This window comes from Rhizobacter sp. P3_C12 (assembly GCF_056402735.1).
Genome location: NZ_JBFUGW010000090.1, coordinates 1 through 23,027, shown reverse-complemented (window position 1 = coordinate 23,027; position 23,027 = coordinate 1). Strand labels below are relative to the sequence as shown.

The window sequence follows — 23,027 nt, the reverse complement described above, 5'->3', positions numbered from 1 at the left end:
GACGCGCTCTCGCTCGACGCGCCGGCCGCGTTGCCACGCGAGCGCGCCAACCGGCTGCTCGTCGAGCGGCTGATCGCCAACCTGGTCGACAACGCGCTGAAGCACGGCCGCCCGCCGGTGCGGGTGCGCGTCGGCGGCTCGGCCGCGCAGGCCTGGATCACCGTCGACGATGCCGGCGACGGCATCCCCGCCGACGAAGCGGCACACCTGACCGACGCGTTCGCGCGCGGTGACGGCAGCCGCTCGCGGCCCGGCACCGGCCTCGGGCTCGCGATCGTGCGGCAGGTCGCGACACGGTTGGGCGGCGTGCTGGCCTTCGAGCGCGATGGCCCCGTGCACCGCGTGCGCGTCACGCTCGGCTGATGTTTCAATGCTGTCGCAAATCGTCGCGCAACGCGGTCGCCACGCCGCAGCCCACCGCGTTCAATGAACACCACAACTTTCCGAGGAGCCTGCCATGAACCATTCCTTCCGCCGCACCGCCCGCCTCCCGCTCGCCCTGCTGTGCGCCACCGCGCTGGCCGCCTGCGGCGGCGGGGGCAGCAACGACAGTGACGCAGCCGAGCAACTGAGCCTCGACACCGCCACCGGCTACAGCGCGAACGCGACGCTGGTCTCGGGCGACGCCGGCACGGTGCTCGACACCAGCGTGCTCGCGGCCCAGTCGGTGGTCGCCACGCAGGCCACGCTGGCGGCCGCCCATGAATCGGCGCAAGGCGTGTCGGCCCTGGCGGTCACCAACGCGACGGTCGACTGCGCCGGCGGCGGCACCGCGGTGCTCAGCATCGCCGGCGGCACGGCCGGCAGCCTGCTGAACGGGCAGCTCGACACCGGCGAGGTCTACACGCTGACCTTCATGGACTGCAGCGGCGCCGCGGGTGCGGCCGCCGTCAGCGGCTCGCTGACGATGACGGTGGTGACGGCCGATGCGAACACGCTGTCGGTCACCACGGAAGCCGCCGGGCTGTCTGCAGCGTTGCCGCGCGGCAGCGTCACGCTGAACGGCGACATCGCGCGCACCGTCTCGTCGACCACCAACGGCGGCACGACACAGCTGACGAGCCACTTCACGTCGGCGAGCCTCGGCCTGACGACGCACTACGACGGCCGCACCGCCAACTTCTCGCTCAGCGCGGTCGACATCACGCGCCAGGCCACGCTGGTCGGCGGCGTGCTGCAGGGCAGCTCGATCAACGGCACGCACACGATGGGGCTCACGCTGCCGAACGGCTCGGCCTTCTACACCGTCGCGACGCAGGGCAGCGCCACCTACGGCCCGACCGGCCTGCCGATCGCCGGCACCTGGACGATCACGCTGCCGCATGCCGCCGTGGGCCTGTCGATCGCGAACGCACTCGCGACGATCACCGTCGACCAGGGCAAGGACGGCACGATCGACCGCAGCATCACCGTGCCGGTGTCGCGCCTCGCGGCCGACGCCGGCTGATCAGTCGACCAGCCGGTTCAGCTTCGCGTACTGCAGCAGCAGGATGGTCTTGCCGTCGCGGATCGTGCCGGCCGCGACCCAGGCCAGCGCCTCGTCGAGCGTGGGCTCGAGCACCTCGATGTCCTCGCCCTCGTGGTGCTCGCCGCCGCCGGCCGACACCTTGTCACGCGCCTCGTAGGCGCCGACGAAGAAGTGCAGCCGCTCGGTCACCGAGCCCGGGCTCATGTAGGCCTCGAACACCGGGCGCACTTCGGCGATGCGGTAGCCGGTCTCCTCCTCGGTCTCGCGGCGGATGCAGGTGGCCGGATCATCGCGGTCGAGCAGGCCGGCACAGGCCTCGATCAGCATGCCGTCGGGCGTGCCGTTCACGTAGGCCGGAAAGCGGAACTGGCGCGTCAGCACCACCGTGCGGCGCTCGCGGTTGTAGAGCAGGATCGTCGCGCCATTGCCGCGGTCGTAGGTCTCGCGGCTCTGGCGCTGCCAGCTGCCGTCGCTGCGCTGGAAGTCGAAGCTCGTCTTCTTCAGCACATACCAGTCGTCGCTCAGCACCTTCACGTCGACGATGCGCACGCGGTCGTTCACGGCATTCACGTGGTGACTCCGGTTCAGGATGAAACGCGATCATTCGTGCATGTTCGTGCAGTGTCAAGCAATTTCGTGCAAACTCGCGGTCATGCTGACCGAACAACGCAAGCAACTGATCCTCGGCCGCCTGCAGCAGGACGGCCAGGTCGTGGCCGCCACGCTGAGCGAGGAACTGGGGCTGTCGGAAGACACGATCCGGCGCGACCTGCGCGCGCTCGCGGCCGAGGGCCTGCTGCAGCGGGTGCATGGCGGCGCGCTGCCGGCATCGGCTGCGGTGGGCGATTTCTCGGCGCGGCGCAGCGTGGAGCCGCAGGCCAAGGCGAGCATCGCGCGCGCCGCGGCCGCGATGGTGCAGCCCGGGCAGATCGTCTTCATCGACGGCGGCACCACCTGCCAGCAGCTGGCGCGGCAGCTGCCGGCCACGCTGCGCGCGACCGTCGTCACCCACAGCCCGACGATCGCGATCGAGCTGGTCGGGCACCCGTTGGTCGAGGTCGTGATGATCGGCGGCCGGCTGTTCAAGCACTCGGTGGTGTCGGTGGGCGCCGGCGCCCTGGAGGCGATCGGCCGCATCCGGGCGGATCTCTACTTCATGGGCGTCACCGGCATCTCCACCGGCGCGGGCCTGTCGACCGGCGACCTGGAAGAGTCGCACATCAAGCGCGCGCTGATGACCCAGTCGGCCGAGACCTGGGTGCCGGCCTCGGCCGAGAAGCTGCAGAGCGCGTCGGCGTACACCATCGCGCCGTGCAGCGCCGCCACCGGGCTGATCGTCGACGTCGACACGCCGAAGAAGGCGCTGGCCGGGTTCGAGAAGCTCGGGCTGGCGATCGTGCGGGCCTGAGCGCCCGCGGTCACTGCTGCTTCTTGTAGGCCTTGTCCATCGGCGGCCCGCGGTCGGTGTCGACCAGGCCGCGCGAGACATCGCGGTGCGCCTGCTCGATGCGCGGGCGCGGCGTCTCGTCCTTCTGGCTCGATTCGTCGCGTTCGTGCGGCAGCTGCGGCTCGGCGTCGCGGTCGCGCCGCACGGTGGTATCGCTCTTGCGGCCTGGGGGTTGCTGGGTGGTCATGGCGGATCCTTCGGGCAAACGACCGTTGCCTGAAGGGTCACTGTGGCGCGAAGCGCTCGCGCCGGCTGTCGGCCACCGGTACGGCCTGCTGTAGGACACCGCGATGCCCGGGATCGAGGCCCTTCCGCCGCAGCCGCGGGTGCCCCCGCTTGCCGCAGCCGGTGTGATCCACTAACCTCGATCGCCCCCTCACCGCTCAGCGCCTGTGGCGCGAAAGGAGAGCGCCATGTCAAGCCCATCGACTCCCGCGAACTCCGGGATCGCGGCCATCCGGTCGCTCGCGCTGGTCGGCCAGACGGCATCCGGCAAGACCAGCCTGACCGAGGCCTTGCTGTGCAAGGCGGGTGCGATCGGCGCGCCCGGCAGCCTGGAGCGCGGCACGACGGTCAGCGATTTCGACCCGATGGAGCGCCGCGTGCAGCATTCGCTGAACTCGACGCTGATGCATTTCCCGCATGGCGGCGCGCAGATCCACCTGATCGACACGCCGGGGATGCCCGATTGCGTCGGCCAGTCGATGACGGCACTGGAGGCGGTCGAGACCGCGGCGATCGTGATCAATGCGCAGGCCGGCATCGAGATGATGGCCTCGCGCATGATGGACTGGGCGGCGCACCGCGGGCTGTGCCGCATGATCATCGTCAACAAGATCGACGCGCAGGGGCTCGACCTGCCGGGCCTGGTCGCGAAGATCCAGGCCACCTTCGGCAAGGAGTGCCTGCCGCTGAACCTGCCCGCGGCCCAGGGCACCCAGGTGGTCGACTGCTTCTTCAATCCGTCCGGCGAGGCGGATTTTTCATCTGTGGAGACGGCACACCGCGCGCTGGTCGAGCAGGTCGTCGAGGTCGACCCCGGCTTCGTCGACCGCTACCTGAACGATGGCGATGTCGATCCGCGCGAGTTGCATGCGCCGCTCGAGCAGGCGCTGCGCGAGGGCCACCTGATCCCGATCTGCTTCGTCTCGGCGCGCAACGGCGCCGGCGTGGCCGAGCTGCTCGACGTGATCGACCAGCTGCTGCCGAACCCGACCGAGGGCAACCCGCCGCAGTTCTTCAAGGGCGAGGGTGCGCAGGCGAAGGAGCTGCATGCGCAGCCGGATGCGTCGCTGCACGTGATCGCGCACGTGTTCAAGGTCACCGTCGACCCGTATGTCGGCAAGATGGGGATCTTCCGCATCCACCAGGGCACGGTCACGCGCGACAGCCAGCTCTACATCGGCGACGGCCGCAAGCCGTTCAAGGTGGGCCACCTGTTCATGCTGCAGGGCAAGGACCATGTCGAGGTGCCGCGCGGCATCCCGGGCGACCTGTGCGCGGTCGCGAAGGTCGACGAAATGCACTTCGACGCGGTGCTGCACGATGCCGCGGAAGACGACCACCTGCACCTGAAGCCGCTCGAGTTCCCGGTGCCGGTGCACGGCCTCGCGATCGAGCCGAAGCGCCGCGGCGACGAGCAGCGCATGTGGGAGATCCTGCAGAAGCTGGTCGACGAGGATCCGTGCCTGAAGGTCGAGCATGCGGCGAGCACGAACGAGACGGTGGTCTACGGCCTGGGCGAGCTGCACCTGCGCACGCTGCTCGAGCGCATGAGCGAGACCTACAAGTGCGAGGTGTCGACGCGGCCGCCGCGCATCGCGTACCGCGAGACGGTGACCGTGCCGGCCGAAGGCCACCACCGCCACAAGAAGCAGAGCGGCGGTGCCGGCCAGTTCGGCGAGGTGTTCCTGCGCATCGAGCCGCTCGCGCGCGGCGCGGGCTTCGAGTTCGTCGACCAGGTGAAGGGCGGCACGATCCCCGGCCAGTTTCTCCCTGCGGTCGAGAAGGGCGTGCGCCAGGTGCTCGACAGCGGCGTGGTCGCCGGCTACCCGGTGAAGGACGTGCGCGTGATCGTCTACGACGGCAAGCACCACTCGGTCGATTCGAAGGAGGTCGCCTTCGTGACGGCCGGGCGCAAGGCCTTCATCGATGCGGTGATGAAGGCCCAGCCGATCGTGCTGGAGCCGGTGGTGAAGGTGGAGATCACCGCGCCGGAGTTCTCGATGGGCGACATCACCGGCGACCTGTCGGCCAAGCGCGGGCAGGTGAACGGCACGCGCACGATGCAGGCCGGCAGCATCACGGTGCACGGGCTGGTGCCGCTGTCGGAGCTGAACGGCTACCAGGCGCGGTTGAACGGCATGACCGGCGGGCAGGGGCGCTACACGCTGGAGCTGAGCCACTACGAGGCGGTGCCGCCGTCGGCGCAGACGCTGCTCACCAGCCAGTACAAGGCCCGCGACGACGACTGAAGGTCAGGTCGCTCGCGGCTTGACCTTGCTGGCGGCCAGCTTGGCCTGCGTGCGCGCCACCTCGACATCCTTGTCGTGCACCAGCGCGACGCCCATGCGGCGCTTCTTGAAGCTCTCCGGCTTGCCGAACAGGCGGATGTCGCTGTTGGGCACGCGCATCGCGTCGGCGACGCCGTCGAACACGATGCCCTTGGCCTCGACGCCGCCGTAGATCACCGCGCTCGCGCCCGGGCTCTTCAGCGCGGTGTCGACCGGCAGCCCGAGGATGGCGCGCGCATGCAGCTCGAACTCGTTCTGCCACTGCGTGATCATCGTCACCATGCCGGTGTCGTGCGGACGCGGGCTGACCTCGCTGAACCACACCATGTCGCCCTTCACGAACAGCTCGACGCCGAACAGCCCCTGGCCGCCCAGGTTGTCGGTGACGGCCTTCGCGATCTCGCGCGAGCGCGCCAGCGCGGCCGGCGTCATCGGGTGCGGCTGCCAGCTCTCGACATAGTCGCCGCTGACCTGCACATGGCCGATCGGGTCGCAGAAGTGCGTCTCGACCTGGCCGCCGGCGCCGAGCGCGCGCACGGTGAGCTGGGTGATCTCGTAGTCGAAGTCGATGAAGCCCTCGACGATCACGCGGCCGTGGCTGACGCGGCCGCCGGCCATCGCGTAGTCCCACGCGGTCTTCACGTCGGCCGGGCCGTCGATCTTGCTCTGGCCCTTGCCGGAGCTGCTCATCACCGGCTTCACGATGCAGGGGTAGCCAATTCCGTCACCGTTCTGGCCGTCGATCGCGGCCTGCAGCTCGGCCAGCGAATCGCAGAAGACGTACGGGCTGGTCGGCAGCGCGAGCGTCTCGGCGGCCAGGCGGCGGATGCCTTCGCGGTCCATCGTCAGGCGCGCGGCGCGGGCGGTCGGGATCACCCGCACGGTGCCGGCGGCCTCGAGCTCCTCGAGCATCGGCGTCGCGATCGCCTCGATCTCGGGCACCACCAGCAGCGGGCGCTCGGCCTCGATCAGCGCCTTCAGCTGCGCCGGGTCGCTCATCGTGATCGTGCGGGCATGGTGCGCGACCTGCTGGCCCGGCGCGTTCTCGTAGCGGTCGACCGCGATCGTCTCGACGCCCAGGCGCTGCAGCGCGATCAGCACCTCCTTGCCCAGTTCGCCGCTGCCGAGCAGCATCACCTTGGTGGCTTGGGGGGAAAGGGGGGTTCCGAGGGTCGTCATGGTGCAGCGCGGCCGGTGAAAGGGTTGTGGGCGGAAAGACCGTGATTTTGCCGACGACCCCAGCCGCATCTTCTGATGCACGAAGATTTATCATGCAGCACCATGCAATCCGGCTCCCGTGACGTGGCCCAGCTCCGCCTTGACAACGCGCTGGCCCTCTTCGATGAATTCGTCCACAACACCATCAAGCATCCGGATGCCGCCACGCTGAGGGGCCTCGAACGGCGTTTCGCCGAGCGCCTGCAGATCCAGCCGAGCTACTGGAGCCAGATCAAGAGCCGCTCGCGGCAGATCGGCGAACGGCTCGCGCGCCAGTTCGAGGTGCTGTGCCACAAGCCGAACGGCTGGATGGACCAGCCGCACGACGCGGCCGGTTCCTCGGCCGCTCCCGCTCCTGCCGCAGCCCTCGCTGACGACGCCCTGCGCAACGTGCCGCAGGACGACGACGAGCGCTTCATCGTCGGGCTGGTGCTCACCTACTACCGCCGCCATCCGCAGCGCGCCCGCACGCGGCTGCTGGACCTGCTCGGCGAGGTGCTGATGTCGGCGGCGGAACCCGCCAGGGCGCCTGTGGCCGCCCCGCCGACCCGCACCGCCGCGGCCGCAGCGCCCCGCGCAGCGCCGCCCGCCGAAGACCTCTGGGCCCGCACGCAGGCCGGCATCGCGCCGCTCAAGAAAAAACGTTGATTCTTCCCCACACCTTCGAACAAGGGGGTTGAAATTGATAATCGATTGTTTATCATCTGCGCAAGCTGTGATGAACACCTTTATCTCGGCGACGCCCCGCCCCTCAACCCCGGAGTCCCCACGTTGATCGCCTTCGCCCTGAATCCCGCCCTTGCCCGCCGCGCCTTCGCGCCGTCGGTGCCGGCGTTTCAGTGCATGGGTGGCCGTCGGGTCCCGCCCGGTCCGCTTGCCGGCTGAGCTTCGCGACGCACGCGCGCTCATCCCGACGGCCCGGTTGCTTCCCGCACCGGGCCGTCGTGCTTTCTGGCCCTGCCGTCCTCGTCCACACAGGAGATGTCTCATGTCCAAGATCACCATGCCAGCCCGCAAGCCCCGCAACCCGTTGGTGGCGCCCGCGCACTTCCGTCGCGCCGGCAGCCACCAGCCAGGTGGCACCTCGCGACAGGATGCGCGCCGCGCGCTAAGCCGCGAAATCGACCAGCTCAGCCCCCGGCTGCGCCACAGCCCATGAATCCAACGCAGCGCCAGCGCGCTGCCGAAGAAGGAAACGATCATGACCAGCTCGAAGCCCCAGACGTGGCGCGCCCTGACGCCGCGCCACCCCGGCTCCTCCCTCGCGCGCCGCACTGCAGCGGCCGCCCTGAAGTCCGCGAGCGCCGTGCTCGCTGAACTGGCCCAGCGCCTGGCGGTACCGCCGGCGCCGCCCGCACCGCCGCTGCCGCCGGTGCTCGAGTTCTACGCGCAGTCCGGCGCTCCCGAAGGGGCGCTGTACCTGGACGGCGAACTCGTCGGATGGGTCCCAGGCGTCACGCGCCTGTGATCCAGCCGTGAAACGAAACGGGGGCCTCGCGGCCCCCGTTTTTCATTGATGCACCGGCACCGGCTTCGGATGCCGCTTCTCCCACAGCTTGTGCACCAGCACCGCGACTGGCACCCAGCCGAGCCACATCACCAGGTCGATGCCCTCGTGCCACCACTGCCAGGTGTCGACCGGCTGGTCTTCCCAGCCCATCGCCTCTTCGATCATGTCGAACACGCCGAGCCAGGTCACCATCACGGCCAGCAGCACGCCGGTCTCGCGCTGGCGATCGTTCCAGTGCCGCCACAGGGCCGGCAGCGTGACGCCGCCGACGCACACCATGTACAGCGCCAGGTGCCCCAGGTGCTGGTGCTCGAACCACGACTTGATCAGTGGTTCGCCGCTGATCATCTTCGCGGCCGTCCAGCCGAGCACGCCGGCGCCCAGGATGACGATGCTCGGGAAGCGATCGACCAGCTTCAGGATCAGCTGGCTGCCCCAGACGACGATCGGGATGCTGATCAACAGGCCCAGCACCACCAGCAGCATGCTGCCGTGGGCGGCGCCGCCGATCGCGAGCACGTTGTCGACGCCCATCACCGCATCGGCGATCACGATGGTCTGGATCGCGCCKCGCACGGTGGATTGCGGCTTGATGCTGTGGCCTTCGCCGTCCTTGTCCTGCGTCAGCGTCCACGCGATCCAGATCAGCGCGAGGCCGCCGGCCAGCAGGAAGCCGGGGATCTTGAGCAGCCACACGACGATCAGCGTCAGCAGCGCGCGGATCACGATCGCGCCGGCCGTCCCCCACAGGATCACGCGGCGCTGCATCTCGGGCGGCACGTTGCGGGCAGCCAGCCCGATCACGATGGCGTTGTCGCCGGCCAGCACGAGATCGAGCAGCACGATGGCCATCAAGGCCGAGAAGAAGTCAGCTGAGAAGAGTTCCATGGTCCTTCACCTCGCAAGAGTGCACGCCGTGCGGATGCACGGCGGGTGAAGGTCTTGCCCACAGCATTGGCCCCTCAGTGCCAGGCGCTGCTCAAGTGCCGGGGAACCGCGGGAGCGGCGCCCGTGCTGACGGCGGCTTGATCGGGGGGCTACTCCCCTTGCGGGGCCAGTGTCGCCGCAGCGGGGCCGCCGCGTCAATCGGGGCCTGCCTCGTCAGACCATCGCGAGCGGGGTCTTGCGCTGCGGCGGCAGAAACAGCTTGTCGAGTGCGGCGAGATCGGCCGCGCCGAGCTTCAGGCCGGCGGCGGCCAGGTTCTCGCGCAGGTGGGCTTCGCGCACGGCCTTCGGGATCGCGATCACGCCCGGCTGGTGCAGCACCCACGCGAGCGCGAGCTGGGTCGGCGTGACGCCGAGCGCATCGGCCAGCGACTGCAGCCCGGGATGCGCGGCCAGTTCACCTTGCGCAAGCGGGCTGTAGGCCATCAGCGGGACCTTCCGTTCACGCAGGCGCGGCAGCAGGTCGAACTCGATGCCGCGCTCGGGCAGCGCGTAGTACACCTGATTGGTCGCGCAGGCCGCGCCACCCTCCATCTGCCACAGGCCGGCCATGCCGTTCGCATCGAAGTTGCTGACGCCCCAGGCTCGGATGCGCCCCTGCGCCTGCAGGCGCTCGAACGCATCGACCGTGTCGCGCAACGGATGCGAGCCCGGCCAGTGCAGCAGGTAGAGGTCGACCTGCTCGAGCCCGAGCCGCTGCAGGCTGCGCTCGCACGCGGCCACGGTGCCGGCGCGGCTCGCGTGGTGCGGGTAGACCTTGCTGACGATGAACAGCTCGTCGCGCCGCACCGCGCCGGCCCGCAGCGCCTCGGCGACGGCCTGCCCGAGGGCCTCTTCGGCACCGCCCTCGCCGTACATCTCGGCGGTGTCGAAGAGCCGGTAGCCGAGGTCGATCGCCAAGCGGATCGCGGCCACCTCGCCACGCCGTGCCGCTGCCGATTCCCCCATGCGCCAGGTGCCGAGACCGAGGGTCGGCACCGAGGTTCCCGAAGGCAGGGCGAGGTGGTTCATCGTGGTCTCCGCGGTTGGCCCCGAAGCCTAGCGCGAACGGGTTCTGCGGCACACTGCGAACCCTATATGTCAGATGCTTCAGATGCCTCAGGCGCCCTGATCTCGCTGCGGCAGGTCGACAAGCGCTTCGCCAACGGCGTGCAGGCCTTGCAGTCGGTCTCGCTGGACGTGCAGCCGGGCGAGTTCGTCTCGCTGCTCGGCCCGTCCGGTTGCGGCAAGAGCACGGTGCTGCGGCTGGTGGCCGGGCTCGAGCGCGCGAGCGCCGGCACGGTGCAGGCGCCGGCATGGCAGGCCGATGCGGCCAGCGACACCGCCTTCGTGTTCCAGGAGCCCACGCTGATGCCCTGGGCCAGCGTGTTCGACAACGCCTGGCTGCCGCTGCGGCTGGCCGGCGTCGCGCGCCGCGCTGCCGCCGCGCAGGTGCTGCCGCTGCTGCAGCGCATGGGCCTCGAGGCGTTTGCGGATGCCTTCCCGGGCGAGTTGTCCGGTGGCATGAAGATGCGCGCATCGATCGCCCGCGCGCTGGTCACGCAGCCGCGGCTGCTGCTGATGGACGAGCCGTTCGCCGCGCTCGACGAGATCACCCGCCAGCGCCTGAACACCGACCTGCTCGACGCCTGGCAGGCGCGGCCGATGGCGGTGCTGTTCGTCACGCACAGCGTGCTCGAAGCGGTGTTCCTGAGCCAGCGCGTGCTGGTGATGGGCGCACGGCCCGGCCGCATCGTGGCCGAGTTCCGCATCCGCCGGCCGGTACCGCACGCGGCCGCCTTCCGCGACAGCGACGACTACGTCGCCCAATGCCGGGCCGTCTCGCGCTCGCTCGAGGCCGCGCATGCCGCGGCAGCCGCGTGAACGAGCGCTGGCGCCGCCGCGTCGCACCGGCCGTCGTGCTGCTCGCGCTGCTGGCCGCCTGGGAGGCGCTGGTGCGGCTGGCCCACATCCCGCACTACACGCTGCCGGCGCCCAGCCTCGTGCTGCAGACGCTGGTCGACAACTTCGCATCGCTTTCCGGCAGCTGGTGGTTCACCGTGAAGATCACGTTCGGCGCGCTGCTGCTCGCCTGCACCGGCGGGGTGCTGATCGCCGCGGTGTTCGCGCTGTGGCGGCCGGTCGAGGAGGCCCTCTTTCCGGTGGCGGTGGTGCTGCAGGTGACGCCGATCGTCGCGGTCGCGCCGCTGATCCTGATCTACGTCGAGAGCACGACGGCCGCGCTGCTGCTGTGCGCCTGGATCGTCGCGTTCTTCCCGATCCTGTCGAACACCGTGGTCGGGCTGCGCGCGGCCGACGTGAACCTGCGCGAGCTGTTCCGGCTGTACCGCGCCTCGCCCTGGCAGCGGCTGCGCCTGCTGCTGCTGCCGTCGGCGTTGCCGTACTTCATCGCCGGCCTGAAGATCTCCGGCGGCCTGAGCCTGATCGGCGCGGTGACGGCCGAGATGGTCGCCGGCGCCGCCGGCCGCGAGACAGGCCTCGCGTCGCGCATCCTGGAAGCGAGCTTCCGCACCGAGACGCCGAAGATGTTCGCCGCGCTGAGCCTGCTGGTGCTGACCGGCGTGCTGATCTTCGCCGGCTTCAATGCGCTGTCTCGGCTCTTGCTGGGCCGCTGGCACGCCACCGAGAATTGACCCATCGAAGGAGAGACCCATGAAGAACACGATCCGCCTTGCAGCCTTGGCATTGACGCTCGCGGCCGGCACCGCCCTCGCGCAGGACAAGGTGACTTTCGCGACCAACTGGAAGGCGCAGGCCGCGCACGGCGGCTTCTACCAGGCGGTGGCCGACGGCACCTACAAGAAGTTCGGCCTCGACGTGACGCTGCTGCAAGGCGGCCCGCAGGTCAACAACCGCCCGCTGCTGCCTGCCGGCCGCATCGATTTCCTGATGACCGGCAACCTGCTGCACAGCTTCGACAACGTGAAGAACGGCGTGCCGACCATCGTCGTCGCCGCGATGTTCCAGAAGGACCCGCAGGCGCTGATCGCCCACCCGGGCCAGGGCTACGAGTCGTTCGAGAAGCTGAAGACCGCGCCGCTCGCGCTGATCGCGAAGGACGGCCAGTTCAGCTGGTGGCAGTGGCTGAAGGTCACGCACGGCTTCAAGGACGAGGTGCTCAAGCCCTACAACTACAACCTCGGGCCCTTCCTCGCGAACCCGAAGGCGATCCAGCAGGGCTACTCGGTGGCCGAGCCGATCTACGTCGAGAACCAGGGCAAGTTCAAGCCGGTGGTGCACCTGCTGGCCGACCACGGCTTCAGCACCTACTCGACGGTGATCGAGGCGCGCACCGACACCGTGAAGGACAAGCCGCAGCTGGTGCAGCGCTTCGTCGACGCGTCGATCCTCGGCTGGGTCAACTACCTGTACGGCGACCGCAAGGCGGCCAACGCGATGATGATCAGAGAGAACCCCGAGATGACCGAGGCGGAGATCGAGGCCTCGGTCGCGCTGATGAAGCAGCAGGGCATCGTCGACTCGGGCGAGGCGCTGCGCAACGGCGTCGGCGCGATGAGCACCGAGCGCATCCAGGATTTCTACGCGCAGATGGTGAAGGCCGGGCTGTACAAGGCGGGCGAGGTCGACCTGTCGAAGGTCGCGACGCTGCAGTTCGTCAACAAGAAGCTCGGCATGGACGTGAAGGCGAAGCTCGGCGGGCGGTGAGGCACCTCGCGAGGCCGTGTGAGGTTTTCCTCAAGTGCGGCGCAAAGAGGTCGATACTTGCGGTAACACTTTTCCTGACACCGTGACGTGAGCAACGCGACCGCACCGCGCCCTGCCGGCCATCTGCCGCTGCCCCAAGCCTTGCCCGACCTCGCCGCCTGGGTGCAGCACTTTCGCGACCGCGAGATCCCGGTGCTCGCGAACACCTCCGATGCGCTGGAGGCGATGCGCGCCAACGAGGACGATGTCGATGCCAACCTGATCGGCGAGATGGTCGCCGACGACCCGCTGATGACGCTGAAGGTGCTGGCCTACGCGGCCACGCACCGGCCGGCGCGGCTCGTCACCGATGTCGAGACCGTCACCGCCGCGGTCGTGCTGATGGGCATCTCGCCGTTCTTCGGCGCGTTCGGCGTGCAGCCCACCGTCGAGGACGYGCTCGCCGACCGGCCGGAAGCGCTGGCCGGCCTGAACGACGTGCTGCGGCGCGCGCACCGCGCCTCGCGCTTCGCGCTGGCCTTCGCGATCCACCGCCAGGACCACGACGCCGCGCTGATCCACGAGGCCGCGCTGCTGCACGACTTCGCCGAGATGCTGCTGTGGGTGCATGCGCCCGACCTGGCGCTGACCATCCAGCGCGCGCAGGCGGCCGACCCGACGCTGCGCTCCAACGCGATCCAGCACAGCACGCTGAACGTCGAGCTGTTCGACCTGCAGCAGGCGCTGATGAAGGCCTGGACGCTGCCCGACCTGCTGATCCGCATCTCCGACGACCGGCATGCCGAGCATCCGACGGTACAGAACGTCGTGCTGGCGATCCGCCTCGCGCGGCACACCGCGAACGGCTGGGACAACGCCGCGATCCCCGACGACGTGGCCGACATCGCCCAGCTGCTGAACCTGTCGACCGCCGCGACGCAGGCGATGCTGCAGAACCTCGACTACTGAGGCGTGCAGCCGGGCGCCGCTACAGCGGCACCGCGGTGGTGTTCTTCACCCGGTCCATCACGAAGCTGGTCTTGCAGTCTTCCACGCTGGGGTGCTTCAGCAGCGTCTCCATCACAAAGCGCGAGTAGTGCGCCATGTCCTGCACGACGACGCGCAGCAGGTAGTCCATCTCGCCGGTCAGCGCGACGCACTCGACCACCTCGGGCCAGGTCTGCACCGCGGCGCGGAACAGGTCCATCGGGTTGCGCTTGTGCACCTCGGAGTGCTTCTCGAGCCGCACGTTCAGGTAGGCCGTGAGCCCGAGCCCGACGCGCTCGGCCGGCACCAGCGCGACATAGCCGGCGATCACGCCCGATTCCTCCAGCCGCTTCACGCGCCGCAAGGTGGCCGAGGGCGACAGGCTGACCTGCGCAGCCAGCACGTCATAGGTGATCCGGCCATCGGCCTGCAGCGCCCGAAGAATGCGCCGATCGATCGCATCCAGCTGGATTTCCGTTTCCATGCGGCCGATTTTGCAACTTTCCTGCGCACAATGCCCGCACGAGGGCGCAACTTGCATGATTCCTGCGGAGGGACGAATCTACAGTGCGAGCAAGTTTTCACTTTGCAGGAGCGCGCCATGCAGTTCACCCCCTGGGACAACCCGATGGGCACCGACGGCTTCGAGTTCGTCGAGTACGCGGCGCCGGACCCGGTCGCGCTCGGCCGGCTGTTCGAATCGATGGGCTTCACCGCGATCGCACGGCACCGCCACAAGAACGTCACGCTGTACCGCCAGGGCGACGTCAACTTCATCATCAACGCCGAGCCGAATTCGTTCGCGCAGCGCTTCGCCCGCCACCATGGCCCGAGCGTGTGCGCGATGGCCTTCCGCGTGAAGGATGCCGCCCAGGCCTACGAGCGCGCGCTGGAACTCGGGGCCTGGGGCTTCGACAACCAGACCGGCCCGATGGAGCTGAACATCCCGGCCATCAAGGGCATCGGCGACTCGCTGATCTATTTCGTCGACCGCTGGCACGGCAAGGACGGCGCGGCCGCCGGCGCGATCGGCAACATCAGCATCTACGACGTCGACTTCGTGCCGATCCCCGGCGCGAACGCCTCGCCGGTCGGCAACGGCCTCACCTACATCGACCACCTGACGCACAACGTGCACCGCGGCCGCATGAAGGAGTGGGCCGATTTCTACGAGCGGCTGTTCAACTTCCGCGAGGTGCGCTACTTCGACATCGAGGGCAAGCTGACCGGCCTGAAGAGCAAGGCGATGACGAGCCCGTGCGGCAAGATCCGCATCCCGATCAACGAGAGCTCCGACGACAAGAGCCAGATCGCCGAGTACCTGGCGCTGTACCACGGCGAAGGCATCCAGCACATCGCGCTCGGCACCGACGACATCTACACCTCGGTCGAGGGCATGAAGGGCCAGGGCGTGGCGTTCCAGGACACCATCGCCACCTACTACGACCTCGTCGACAAGCGCCTGCCCAACCACGGCGAGCGGCTCGAGGACCTGAAGCGCCTGCGCATCCTGATCGACGGCGCGACGCACCAGGGCGCGCCGAACGAACTGCTGCTGCAGATCTTCACGCAGACGGTGATCGGGCCGATCTTCTTCGAGATCATCCAGCGCAAGGGCGACCAGGGCTTCGGCGAAGGCAACTTCCGCGCGCTGTTCGAGAGCATCGAGCTCGACCAGGTGCGCCGCGGCGTGCTGAAGGCCGAGCCCGAGGCGGCCGCATGAAGCGGCTGCCGTCGTTCATCGCGATCGCCCTGGCGGCGCTGGCCGGCACGGCCGGGGCACAGGAGTCGTCGCTCGATGCGGTGATGAAGGCCGGCGTGCTGCGCGCCTGCACGCCGGGCGACTACAAGCCGTTCAGCTTCCAGCGCGCCGACGGCGCGTTCGAGGGGCTCGACATCGACCTCGCGCAATCGCTGGCCGCGGCGATGGGCGTCAAGCTGGAGCTCGTGAAGACCAGCTGGGCCAACCTGCTGCCCGACTTCGGCGCCGGCAAATGCGATGTCGCGATCGGCGGCATCTCGGTGACCACCGAGCGCCAGAAGCGGGTGTTCTTCAGCACCGCCTACATGGTCAACGGCAAGACGCCGCTGGTGCGCTGCGAGGACGTGCCGAAGTACCAGAGCGTGGCCGACATCGACAAGCCCGGCGTGCGCACGATCGCGAACCCGGGCGGCAGCAACGAGCGCTTCGCGCGCGCCAACTTCAAGGCCGCGACGCTGACCATCCATGCCGACAACCTGACGATCTTCGACGAGCTGCTGGCCAAGCGTGCCGACGTGTTCGTGACCGAGGCCGCCGAGACGCTGGTGCAGCAGAAGCTGCGGCCCGGCCTGTGCGCCGTCAACCCGGAGCGCCCGCTGCAGTACGGCGAGATGGCGTGGATGCTGCCGCGCGACATGGTGATGAAGAACTTCGTCGACCAATGGCTGCACCTGTCGAAGGCCGGCGGCGACTACCAGCGGGCGGCGGACAAATGGCTGCGTTGATCAACGACAGCAGCGCCCTCGCCAAGGGCGTGAACAGCGGCGTCGCGCCAGCCACCTACGGCCAGGGCGATCGCCCGCCGCGCGGCGACTATGCGGCGGCCCGCGCCGACTACACCTGCGAGCAGGACTGGGCCCGCTACACCGCTGAGGACCATGCGCTGTACCAGCGGCTGTACGAGCGCCAGGCGGCGCAGCTGCCGGGCCTGGCCTGCGAGGAGTTCATCGATGCGGTCGGCCAGCTCGGCACGCCGACGCAGATTCCTCGCTTCGACGAGCTGTCGCAGCGGCTGCGCCGCGCGACCGGCTGGGAGGTGGTCGCGGTGCCGGGCCTGATCCCCGAGGAGGCGTTCTTCGCGCTGCTGGCGGCGCGCCGCTTTCCGGTGACCGGCTGGATCCGCAAGCCGGAAGAGTTCGACTACGTCGTCGAGCCGGATGTGTTCCACGACCTGTTCGGCCATGTGCCGCTGCTGTTCAATCCGATGTTCGCCGACTACATGCAGGCGTACGGGGCAGGCGGCCTGAAGGCGAGCCGGCTGCAGTCGTGCGAGTACCTCGCGCGGCTCTATTGGTACACGGTGGAGTTCGGCCTGATCGCGACGCCGGCCGGCCTGCGCGCGTATGGCGCCGGCATCCTGTCGTCGGCGGGGGAGCTGCGGCACAGCGTGACCAGCCCGCAGCCGCAGCGCCTGGGCTTCGACCTGGAGCGCATCATGCGCACGCGCTACAAGATCGACACCTACCAGGCGACGTACTTCGTGATCGATTCGTTCGAGCAGCTGTTCCGCGCGACGGCGCCGGACTTCACGCCGATCTACGAGGCGGTGGCGCAGCGCGACGAGGTGGCGGCCGAGGCGACATTGCCCGGCGACCGCGTACTCGCGCCCTGATCACAACGCAGCCCGCAAGGCCTCGAACACCACCGGCTGGTTGACCAGGTCGACGTGCGCGACGCCCGGCACGTGGCGGTTGTCGGCGCCCGGCAGCGTCGCGGTGCTGGCCGGGAACACGATGTTGTCGCAGTGGCTGTAGAAGCAGATGAAGCGCTGCGACAGCGTCGCCGATTCGCGCGCGCCCAGTGCTACCTGCCAGGGGCTGGCGAGGCGCATCTCGTGCCCGTTGGCCGTCGTCGAGAAGCGCCCGAGCCAGGTGCCGCGGTGCGGGCTGCCGATCGTGATGATGCGGTGCGCACGCGCCTCGCCGCCGTGCGCCGCGGCCCACGCGCGGATCGCGAGCCCACCCATGCTGTGGCCGACCAGCACCGGCGCCTGGCCGGTGGCGGCCTCGAGCCGCGCGACGGCCTGCTCGATGATGTCGGCGTAGTGATTGATCGAGCCGAACACCGGTTCGAGGTTGACCGCGATGAACGGCGTGCCGCGTTGCAGGAGCCGCTCCATCCACGGGTTCCAGAACCCCCGGTTGCAGACGAAGCCGTGGACCAGCACGACACCGCGGTGTTGCGACTTGTCGGGCACGTGGTCGGGCACGCGGTTCGAGCGGAACGGCTGCCGCCAGCAGAACACCTGCGGCGCCGTCAGCACCTCGCCGATCCAGGCATGCAGCAGTTGCGGCGCCGTCGCGCGCGGGCTGGGGTCGTCACCGTGCACGAAGTACAGGAACAGGAACTCGAGGCCGAGGAAGAGCGCGTAGCCGAACAGGATCAGCGCAACGCCGGCGCCCGCCCAGCCCGGGCGATCGATGTGGATGAACCACGCGGCCCACAGCAGCGCGGCCAGCAGCAGTCCGAGCGTGATGAAGCGTTGCAGGCGCGCGAGCATTCGGGCGATGCTATCAGCGTGAGGCTTCAGGCCAGCTGGACGTCGGTTCCGGTCAGGCGTTTGGCGAGACGCGTTGCGAGCATCGCTGCGAGGCCATAGACCGAGAGCTGCGGGTTCGCGCCGATGCTGGTCGGGAACAGCGAGCCGTCGTGCACCGACAGGTTGGCGAGCTGCCAGTGCGTGCCGTCGGGGCGCACCACACCTTGCGCTTCGCTGCCGGCCATCGGGCAGCCGCCCATCACGTGCGCGCTGACGACGCGCGTCAGCAGCGGCTTCATCGGCAAGGCCTCGATCTGCCGGCGGGCATCGGCCCACGACGTGGTCGGCGCTGCCATCTCGTGCACCGGCACGACGCTGCGTGCGCCGGCGGCGAACTGGATCTCGGCCATGCTGAGGAACGCACGGCGCGCGCCGTCCATCACGAAATCGTTCAACGGGTAATCGAGCAGCGGCGTGCCGTCGCCGCGCAAGCCGACCGAGCCGCCGGGGGACTGTTCATGGAAGCCGTCGCGCATCAGCGCCAGCAAGCTGTGCGTGCGCGGGAACTCGGCCAGCATCTCCGCTTGCGCACGACCATGGCCAGCCAGCGTGGACGAGACGACGACAGGGTGCAGCGGCGGCGCCTCGAGCTTGTAGCCGATGGCGCCGGTCAGGGGCTGCGTCTGCAGGAAGTGGTCGGTGTAGAGGGTCTGCGGCGCGCCATCCCAGCCGTTCACCGGGTCCGCGAAGGTCGCCGCCGAGATCACGACCGGGTGCAGGAAGGTGCGCTTGCCGACGAGACCGTGCGGGTCTGGTACGCCGGAGCGCAGCAGCAGCGCCGGCGAGTTGATCGCGCCGCCGGCGACGACATAGTGCTTCGCGGTGACGCGCACGCCGTTGGCGCCGGTCGGCGCGCTGTTGTCCGCGACCGGCACACAGTGCAGCGCCTCGACGCGCCCGTCGCGCCATTCGAGCCGCTCGGCGCGCATCTGGACCAGCAGCGTGGCGCCCTTGTCGAGGGCTGCCGGCAAGGTCGTCACCAGCATCGACTGCTTCGCGTTCGTCGGGCAACCCATGCCGCAGGAGCCGAGGTTCCAGCAGCCCTTCACGTTGCGCTGGATCGACGAGGCCGGGATGCCGAGCCGCGCTGCGCCGGTGCGCAGCAGCTCGTTGTTCCGGTTCGGCTCCGTGAGCCACGGGCCGATGCCGAGCCGGCGCTCGGCCTGTTCGAACCACGGCGCCATCGCGGGCGCTGTCATCTCCGCGAGGCCGTACTGCGTGCGCCAGTGCTCGAGCGTGTCAGCCGGCGTGCGGAACGAGCTGGTCCAGTTCACGGTGGTCGAGCCGCCGACGCAGCGGCCCTGCAGGATGTTGATCGCCTTGTCGGCCGTCTTGCGCGCCGCGCTCTCCTGGTAGAGGCTCGGGTAGGCGTCGCTCTCGCGCTGGCGGAAGTCGCTGCTGCTCTTCAGCGGGCCCTCCTCGACGATCACGACCTGCAGGCCGGCCTTCGTCAGCAGTTCCGCGGTGATGCCGGCGCCGGCGCCGCTGCCGATGATCGCGACATCGCACAGCAGGGTCGGCGGGACGGCGCCACGCGAGCCGCCGAGAACGCGCCAGCCACGCTGGAGCCCTTGCTGGATCGGATCGTCGAGCTTGCTCATCAGATGTCGCGAGGTCCCGGGTAGCCGATCGCGGGCCATGCCGCGGGGTCGGAGAAGTAGGCGCCGTTGGTGATGTCGCGCAGCGCGTGGTAGATCTGCTGGCGCACCGCCAGGCGCGACAGGCGCATGCCTTGCAGCGATTGCTGCACCTCGTCGATGCCGGCTTCGCTCCAGGGTGAGGAGAGCCCGGCCAGCAGGCGGCGGCCGGGTGCGGTGCTCAGGATGCCCAGCAGCTGCGCGAGTTCCTTCTGCACTTCGGGAGCGAAGCCGCCGATGGTGGCCTGCAYGCGTTCGAGGTGGGCGTCCAGCGCGGCTGCTTGCGCGGCCCCCCCGGGCAGCACGCCGTCGAGCACGGCTTGGGCCACGGCGGTGAACAGCGCACGGCTGTCGGCATCCAGCGTCGCCGCCGGCGGGCCGGGCCGCATCAGCACGAGGCCGCCGGCCACCGCGGCCAGCGTCAGCGAGGCGACTGCGCCGATCTGGAGGAGCTTGCGTCTTTGCATGTGGATGGCGGAATGCGGGCGCAGTGTTGCATCATTCGGCGCAGCCGCCGTAGAGGCACGGGACTAGCCCGACCTCTCGTAAACCCGCAACGTGCAACGAGCTTCGCCATGGCCGCGTCGAGCGAGAACATCCTTCAGCATCTGTCGGCGGTGGAATCCGAGCGCCGGCGGCGCATGGGGAATCCCTCGCTGCAAGCGCGCGTGACGGCCGTGAAGACCTACCAGCAACGGCGGTTCGCGCACACCTACGCGGACCTGCTGGCGTCGTCGCGCTACCGGGACGTGGCGCGGTTCTTTCTCGACGAGCTGTACGGCCCGAAGGACTTCGCCGAACGCGACGCGCAGTTCGCGCGGGTGGTGCCGGCGTTGACGCGGCTCTTCCCGAGCGACGTGCTGTCGACGGTGGAATCGCTGGCGGCGCTGCACGCCTTGTCGGAGTCGCTGGACAGCGCGATGGGCGACGCCGTCGCCGGGACTGCGGTGGAGGCAGCCGACTACCTGGCGGCGTGGCAGGCCTGCGGACGCCGGGCCGACCGCGAGCGGCAGGTGGCCCTGACCGTGAAGATCGGCGAATCGCTCGACCAGCTGACGAGGCGCCTGCTGCTGCGCCAGAGCCTGCGCATGATGCGGGTGCCGGCGCGCGCGGCAGGGTTGTCGTCGCTTCAATCGTTCCTGGAGTCCGGCTTCGACACCTTCCACGCGATGCGCGGCGCAGCGGAGTTCCTGAAGACCGTCCACTCGCGCGAGACGACGCTGATGCAGGCACTCTTCGTGCCGGACGCTGTCGCCGACGGGACACCGGCACAAGCGGCGGCGCTAGGACAACTACCGTAGCCGTGCGGCGCGGCCGGCCCGCACCATTGCAGGCCCTGCCTGTCCGCGAGTGCCGCATCGATGCAACGTCCCTGGCTCGATCACTATCCTCCTGGCGTTCCCGCCGAGATCGACGCGTCGGCGTACCGATCGCTGGTCGAGTTGCTGGACGAATCGTTCCGCCAGCATGCCTCGCGCGATGCGGCGGTGTGCATGGAGCGACGCCTGACCTTCCGCGAGATCGACGAGATGTCGTCGTCGCTGGGGGCGTGGCTGCAGGCGCGCGGCATGGCGCGCGGCGCTCGGGTGGCGCTGATGATGCCGAACGTGCTGCAGTACCCGGTGGCCATTGCAGCCGTGCTGCGCGCCGGCTACACCGTGGTGAACGTGAACCCGCTGTACACCGCGCGCGAGCTGGAGCATCAGCTGAGCGACTCCGGTGCCGAGGCCATCATCGTGCTCGAGAACTTCGCGCACACGCTGCAGGAGGTGATGGCTCGCACACCGTTGCGGCACGTGGTGCTGGCATCGATGGGCGACCTGCTGGGCTTCGCAAAGGGCCAGTTGGTGAACTTCGTCGTGCGGCATGTCCGCAAGATGGTGCCCGAGTTCGATCTTCGTGCTCCGGCCGGCGGCTCGGTCACGCGATTCAACCTGGCGTTGGCCGAGGGCACGCGGATGTCGCTGCGGCATGTGGAGTTGGGACCGGACGATGTGGCGTTCCTGCAGTACACCGGGGGAACGACGGGCGTCTCGAAGGGTGCCGTGCTGCTGCACCGCAACGTGGTGGCGAACATCCTGCAGTCGCAGGCCTGGTTCCAGCCGATGCTCGACAAGGTGGGCGATCGGCAGATCGTCACGGTGTGCGCGCTGCCGCTGTATCACATCTTCGCGCTGACCGCGTGCTACATGCTCGGCGCACGGCTCGGCATGCTGAACGTGCTGATTCCGAATCCGCGTGACATCCCCGGCTTCGTGAAGGTGCTGAAGCGGCAACGCATCAACATGTTCCCTGCAGTGAACACGCTGTTCAATGCGTTGGCGAACGATGCGGATTTCAGGCGCCTGGATTTCGCGGACCTGGTGATCTCCAATGGCGGCGGCATGGCGGTCCAGCGCGCGACGGCCGAGCAATGGCAACGCGTCACCGGGTGCCCGATCGTCGAGGGCTACGGGTTGTCGGAGACGTCGCCGGTGGCGACGATCAATCGCTTCGACGAGCCGGAGTTCACCGGGTCGATCGGCCTGCCTGTGCCCTCGACGGAGATCGCGATCCGCGATGACGCGGGTGGCGCCGTGCCGCAGGGTCAGTCGGGCGAGATCTGCATCCGCGGGCCCCAGGTGATGGCCGGCTATTGGAATCGCCCGGATGAGACGCGCCTGGTGATGACGGACGATGGATTCTTCCGCTCGGGCGACATCGGCGTGATGGACGAACGGGGCTATGTGCGAATCGTCGATCGGAAGAAAGACATGATCCTGGTGTCCGGCTTCAACGTCTACCCGACCGAGATCGAGCAGGTGGTGAGCCAGCATCCGGCCGTGCTGGAATGCGCAGCTGTGGGTGTGGCGGACGCGAAGTCTGGTGAAGCAGTGAAGCTGTTCGTGGTCAGGCGGGATTCGACGCTGACGGAAGACGATCTGGCGGCCTATTGCCGGGAGAACTTCACCGCCTACAAGCGGCCCAGGCACATCGAATTTCGCGATGATCTGCCTAAATCGAATGTCGGGAAGATATTGCGGCGGGAGTTGCGGACGGTGTGATCGCTCGTTTGGCGTGATGGCTCGTTTGAGCCATTTGGTCCGTTTACCGGGAATCGCTGGCCGCAAAAGCGAAACCCCCGACGCCTTGGGAGGCGACGGGGGTTGGCAATTAATAGCCTGACGATGTCCTACTTTCACACGGGAACCCGCACTATCATCGGCGCTGAGGCGTTTCACTGTCCTGTTCGGGATGGGAAGGAGTGGGACCACCTCGCTATGGTCATCAGGCTTAACTTGTTGCTGCCGAGCATTCCTTTGGGGGGAAGTGCTTTGCAGCCAATTCGTAGAGTCGGTGCTTGTGGATTGAGGTCA

General features: G+C 68.9%; 24 protein-coding genes, 1 rRNA gene and 1 pseudogene. 16 read left to right on the top strand and 10 right to left on the bottom strand.

Features of this window, described 5'->3' with window-relative positions:
- Window positions 1-363, top strand: a 363-nt coding sequence (locus tag AC1DXV_RS15805; RefSeq protein WP_477934419.1) for a sensor histidine kinase, incomplete at its 5' end; no start/stop codon positions are given.
- A 94-nt stretch (window positions 364-457) separates the two neighbouring features.
- Window positions 458-1,447 (top strand): hypothetical protein, encoded by a 990-nt coding sequence (locus AC1DXV_RS15800; protein WP_477934417.1) that lies wholly within the window; start codon window positions 458-460, stop codon window positions 1,445-1,447.
- On the opposite strand, the gene nudK is transcribed toward AC1DXV_RS15800, so the two are convergent.
- Window positions 1,448-2,038: a GDP-mannose pyrophosphatase NudK gene (gene nudK, locus AC1DXV_RS15795; protein WP_477934415.1), complete on the bottom strand. Its 591-nt coding sequence runs from the start codon at window positions 2,036-2,038 to the stop codon at window positions 1,448-1,450.
- An 82-nt stretch (window positions 2,039-2,120) separates the two neighbouring features.
- Between nudK and AC1DXV_RS15790 the strand changes: the two genes are divergently transcribed.
- Window positions 2,121-2,876 (top strand): DeoR/GlpR family DNA-binding transcription regulator, encoded by a 756-nt coding sequence (locus tag AC1DXV_RS15790; protein WP_477868830.1) that lies wholly within the window; start codon window positions 2,121-2,123, stop codon window positions 2,874-2,876.
- A 10-nt stretch (window positions 2,877-2,886) separates the two neighbouring features.
- Here AC1DXV_RS15790 and AC1DXV_RS15785 read toward each other — a convergent pair whose 3' ends face one another.
- A complete protein-coding gene (locus AC1DXV_RS15785) occupies window positions 2,887-3,102 on the bottom strand; it encodes a hypothetical protein (RefSeq protein ID WP_477868832.1) in 216 nt (71 codons plus the stop codon).
- A 226-nt stretch (window positions 3,103-3,328) separates the two neighbouring features.
- Between AC1DXV_RS15785 and fusA the strand changes: the two genes are divergently transcribed.
- Window positions 3,329-5,389: an elongation factor G gene (fusA, locus tag AC1DXV_RS15780; protein WP_477868834.1), complete on the top strand. Its 2,061-nt coding sequence runs from the start codon at window positions 3,329-3,331 to the stop codon at window positions 5,387-5,389.
- Window positions 5,390-5,392: 3 nt separating this feature from the next.
- On the opposite strand, the gene purT is transcribed toward fusA, so the two are convergent.
- The gene (gene purT / locus AC1DXV_RS15775; RefSeq protein WP_477868836.1) at window positions 5,393-6,607 is read right to left on the bottom strand and encodes a formate-dependent phosphoribosylglycinamide formyltransferase; all 1,215 of its coding nucleotides are present in this window, start codon (window positions 6,605-6,607) and stop codon (window positions 5,393-5,395) included.
- A 102-nt stretch (window positions 6,608-6,709) separates the two neighbouring features.
- On the opposite strand from purT, the gene AC1DXV_RS15770 reads away from it, so the two are divergent.
- The 3 genes from AC1DXV_RS15770 to AC1DXV_RS15760 all read left to right on the top strand — a co-directional run bounded on the left by AC1DXV_RS15770 (window position 6,710) and on the right by AC1DXV_RS15760 (window position 8,114).
- A complete protein-coding gene (locus AC1DXV_RS15770; RefSeq protein WP_477934413.1) occupies window positions 6,710-7,294 on the top strand; it encodes a hypothetical protein in 585 nt (194 codons plus the stop codon).
- A gap of 340 nt (window positions 7,295-7,634) precedes the next feature.
- Entirely contained in the window at window positions 7,635-7,805 is a 171-nt protein-coding gene (locus tag AC1DXV_RS15765) for a hypothetical protein (protein ID WP_477875000.1), read from the top strand.
- A gap of 42 nt (window positions 7,806-7,847) precedes the next feature.
- A complete protein-coding gene (locus AC1DXV_RS15760) occupies window positions 7,848-8,114 on the top strand; it encodes a hypothetical protein (RefSeq protein WP_047590824.1) in 267 nt (88 codons plus the stop codon).
- A 300-nt stretch (window positions 8,115-8,414) separates the two neighbouring features.
- Here the strand turns inward: AC1DXV_RS15760 and AC1DXV_RS15755 are convergent.
- Window positions 8,415-9,044 (bottom strand): annotated as a pseudogene (locus tag AC1DXV_RS15755) (TerC family protein); the annotation flags it as partial.
- Window positions 9,045-9,257: 213 nt separating this feature from the next.
- Window positions 9,258-10,112 carry an aldo/keto reductase gene (locus tag AC1DXV_RS15750; protein ID WP_477870586.1) on the bottom strand — a complete coding sequence of 285 codons (855 nt, stop codon included), beginning with the start codon at window positions 10,110-10,112 and terminating at the stop codon, window positions 9,258-9,260.
- A gap of 66 nt (window positions 10,113-10,178) precedes the next feature.
- Between AC1DXV_RS15750 and AC1DXV_RS15745 the strand changes: the two genes are divergently transcribed.
- From AC1DXV_RS15745 to AC1DXV_RS15730, 4 genes are all read left to right on the top strand, one after another.
- Window positions 10,179-10,964 carry an ABC transporter ATP-binding protein gene (locus tag AC1DXV_RS15745; protein ID WP_477870588.1) on the top strand — a complete coding sequence of 262 codons (786 nt, stop codon included), beginning with the start codon at window positions 10,179-10,181 and terminating at the stop codon, window positions 10,962-10,964.
- Window positions 10,961-11,734, top strand: coding sequence for an ABC transporter permease (locus AC1DXV_RS15740; protein ID WP_477870590.1), 774 nt, complete (start codon window positions 10,961-10,963; stop codon window positions 11,732-11,734). Before AC1DXV_RS15745 ends, AC1DXV_RS15740 begins: the two co-directional genes overlap by 4 nt.
- A 19-nt stretch (window positions 11,735-11,753) precedes the next feature.
- Window positions 11,754-12,767 (top strand): ABC transporter substrate-binding protein, encoded by a 1,014-nt coding sequence (locus tag AC1DXV_RS15735; protein WP_477934411.1) that lies wholly within the window; start codon window positions 11,754-11,756, stop codon window positions 12,765-12,767.
- Between the two features lie 87 nt (window positions 12,768-12,854).
- Window positions 12,855-13,715, top strand: coding sequence for an HDOD domain-containing protein (locus AC1DXV_RS15730; protein ID WP_477934409.1), 861 nt, complete (start codon window positions 12,855-12,857; stop codon window positions 13,713-13,715).
- Window positions 13,716-13,734: 19 nt separating this feature from the next.
- Here the strand turns inward: AC1DXV_RS15730 and AC1DXV_RS15725 are convergent, their stop codons facing one another.
- Window positions 13,735-14,217: an Lrp/AsnC family transcriptional regulator gene (locus AC1DXV_RS15725; RefSeq protein WP_047500874.1), complete on the bottom strand. Its 483-nt coding sequence runs from the start codon at window positions 14,215-14,217 to the stop codon at window positions 13,735-13,737.
- A 117-nt stretch (window positions 14,218-14,334) separates the two neighbouring features.
- On the opposite strand from AC1DXV_RS15725, the gene hppD reads away from it, so the two are divergent.
- The 3 genes from hppD to phhA are packed head-to-tail and all read left to right on the top strand — an operon-like array spanning window position 14,335 to window position 17,107.
- A complete protein-coding gene (gene hppD, locus AC1DXV_RS15720; protein ID WP_477870382.1) occupies window positions 14,335-15,456 on the top strand; it encodes a 4-hydroxyphenylpyruvate dioxygenase in 1,122 nt (373 codons plus the stop codon).
- Window positions 15,453-16,220, top strand: coding sequence for a transporter substrate-binding domain-containing protein (locus AC1DXV_RS15715; RefSeq protein ID WP_477870384.1), 768 nt, complete (start codon window positions 15,453-15,455; stop codon window positions 16,218-16,220). Before hppD ends, AC1DXV_RS15715 begins: the two co-directional genes overlap by 4 nt.
- Window positions 16,208-17,107 carry a phenylalanine 4-monooxygenase gene (gene phhA / locus AC1DXV_RS15710; protein ID WP_477934407.1) on the top strand — a complete coding sequence of 300 codons (900 nt, stop codon included), beginning with the start codon at window positions 16,208-16,210 and terminating at the stop codon, window positions 17,105-17,107. Before AC1DXV_RS15715 ends, phhA begins: the two co-directional genes overlap by 13 nt.
- On the opposite strand, the gene AC1DXV_RS15705 is transcribed toward phhA, so the two are convergent.
- The 3 genes from AC1DXV_RS15705 to AC1DXV_RS15695 are packed head-to-tail and all read right to left on the bottom strand — an operon-like array spanning window position 17,108 to window position 20,138.
- Window positions 17,108-17,995 (bottom strand): esterase/lipase family protein, encoded by an 888-nt coding sequence (locus tag AC1DXV_RS15705; RefSeq protein ID WP_477872144.1) that lies wholly within the window; start codon window positions 17,993-17,995, stop codon window positions 17,108-17,110.
- A gap of 26 nt (window positions 17,996-18,021) precedes the next feature.
- Entirely contained in the window at window positions 18,022-19,635 is a 1,614-nt protein-coding gene (locus AC1DXV_RS15700; protein WP_477934405.1) for a GMC family oxidoreductase, read from the bottom strand.
- Window positions 19,635-20,138 carry a hypothetical protein gene (locus AC1DXV_RS15695; protein ID WP_477934403.1) on the bottom strand — a complete coding sequence of 168 codons (504 nt, stop codon included), beginning with the start codon at window positions 20,136-20,138 and terminating at the stop codon, window positions 19,635-19,637. The genes AC1DXV_RS15700 and AC1DXV_RS15695 overlap by 1 nt, the downstream gene beginning before the upstream one ends.
- Window positions 20,139-20,246: 108 nt before the next feature.
- On the opposite strand from AC1DXV_RS15695, the gene AC1DXV_RS15690 reads away from it, so the two are divergent.
- Together AC1DXV_RS15690 and AC1DXV_RS15685 are read left to right on the top strand one after the other, a co-directional pair.
- On the top strand, window positions 20,247-20,972 hold the full coding sequence (locus AC1DXV_RS15690; RefSeq protein WP_477865691.1) for a DUF8198 family protein: 726 nt from the start codon (window positions 20,247-20,249) through the stop codon (window positions 20,970-20,972).
- A gap of 60 nt (window positions 20,973-21,032) precedes the next feature.
- The gene (locus tag AC1DXV_RS15685; protein ID WP_477865692.1) at window positions 21,033-22,715 is read left to right on the top strand and encodes a long-chain-fatty-acid--CoA ligase; all 1,683 of its coding nucleotides are present in this window, start codon (window positions 21,033-21,035) and stop codon (window positions 22,713-22,715) included.
- A 115-nt stretch (window positions 22,716-22,830) separates the two neighbouring features.
- On the opposite strand, the gene rrf is transcribed toward AC1DXV_RS15685, so the two are convergent.
- Window positions 22,831-22,943 (bottom strand): 5S ribosomal RNA (gene rrf / locus AC1DXV_RS15680).
- Window positions 22,944-23,027 lie beyond the last annotated feature (84 nt).

Bases quoted from the DNA above. Each gene is read 5' to 3' on its own strand.
- AC1DXV_RS15800 (WP_477934417.1), top strand. From the start codon at position 458: ATGAACCATTCCTTCCGCCGCACCGCCCGCCTCCCGCTCGCCCTGCTG.
- AC1DXV_RS15790 (WP_477868830.1), top strand. From the start codon at position 2,121: ATGCTGACCGAACAACGCAAGCAACTGATCCTCGGCCGCCTGCAGCAG.
- AC1DXV_RS15785 (WP_477868832.1), bottom strand. From the start codon at position 3,102: ATGACCACCCAGCAACCCCCAGGCCGCAAGAGCGATACCACCGTGCGG.
- fusA (WP_477868834.1), top strand. From the start codon at position 3,329: ATGTCAAGCCCATCGACTCCCGCGAACTCCGGGATCGCGGCCATCCGG.
- purT (WP_477868836.1), bottom strand. From the start codon at position 6,607: ATGACGACCCTCGGAACCCCCCTTTCCCCCCAAGCCACCAAGGTGATG.
- AC1DXV_RS15770 (WP_477934413.1), top strand. From the start codon at position 6,710: ATGCAATCCGGCTCCCGTGACGTGGCCCAGCTCCGCCTTGACAACGCG.
- AC1DXV_RS15765 (WP_477875000.1), top strand. From the start codon at position 7,635: ATGTCCAAGATCACCATGCCAGCCCGCAAGCCCCGCAACCCGTTGGTG.
- AC1DXV_RS15760 (WP_047590824.1), top strand. From the start codon at position 7,848: ATGACCAGCTCGAAGCCCCAGACGTGGCGCGCCCTGACGCCGCGCCAC.
- AC1DXV_RS15750 (WP_477870586.1), bottom strand. From the start codon at position 10,112: ATGAACCACCTCGCCCTGCCTTCGGGAACCTCGGTGCCGACCCTCGGT.
- AC1DXV_RS15745 (WP_477870588.1), top strand. From the start codon at position 10,179: ATGTCAGATGCTTCAGATGCCTCAGGCGCCCTGATCTCGCTGCGGCAG.
- AC1DXV_RS15735 (WP_477934411.1), top strand. From the start codon at position 11,754: ATGAAGAACACGATCCGCCTTGCAGCCTTGGCATTGACGCTCGCGGCC.
- AC1DXV_RS15725 (WP_047500874.1), bottom strand. From the start codon at position 14,217: ATGGAAACGGAAATCCAGCTGGATGCGATCGATCGGCGCATTCTTCGG.
- hppD (WP_477870382.1), top strand. From the start codon at position 14,335: ATGCAGTTCACCCCCTGGGACAACCCGATGGGCACCGACGGCTTCGAG.
- AC1DXV_RS15715 (WP_477870384.1), top strand. From the start codon at position 15,453: ATGAAGCGGCTGCCGTCGTTCATCGCGATCGCCCTGGCGGCGCTGGCC.
- phhA (WP_477934407.1), top strand. From the start codon at position 16,208: ATGGCTGCGTTGATCAACGACAGCAGCGCCCTCGCCAAGGGCGTGAAC.
- AC1DXV_RS15705 (WP_477872144.1), bottom strand. From the start codon at position 17,995: ATGCTCGCGCGCCTGCAACGCTTCATCACGCTCGGACTGCTGCTGGCC.
- AC1DXV_RS15700 (WP_477934405.1), bottom strand. From the start codon at position 19,635: ATGAGCAAGCTCGACGATCCGATCCAGCAAGGGCTCCAGCGTGGCTGG.
- AC1DXV_RS15690 (WP_477865691.1), top strand. From the start codon at position 20,247: ATGGCCGCGTCGAGCGAGAACATCCTTCAGCATCTGTCGGCGGTGGAA.
- AC1DXV_RS15685 (WP_477865692.1), top strand. From the start codon at position 21,033: ATGCAACGTCCCTGGCTCGATCACTATCCTCCTGGCGTTCCCGCCGAG.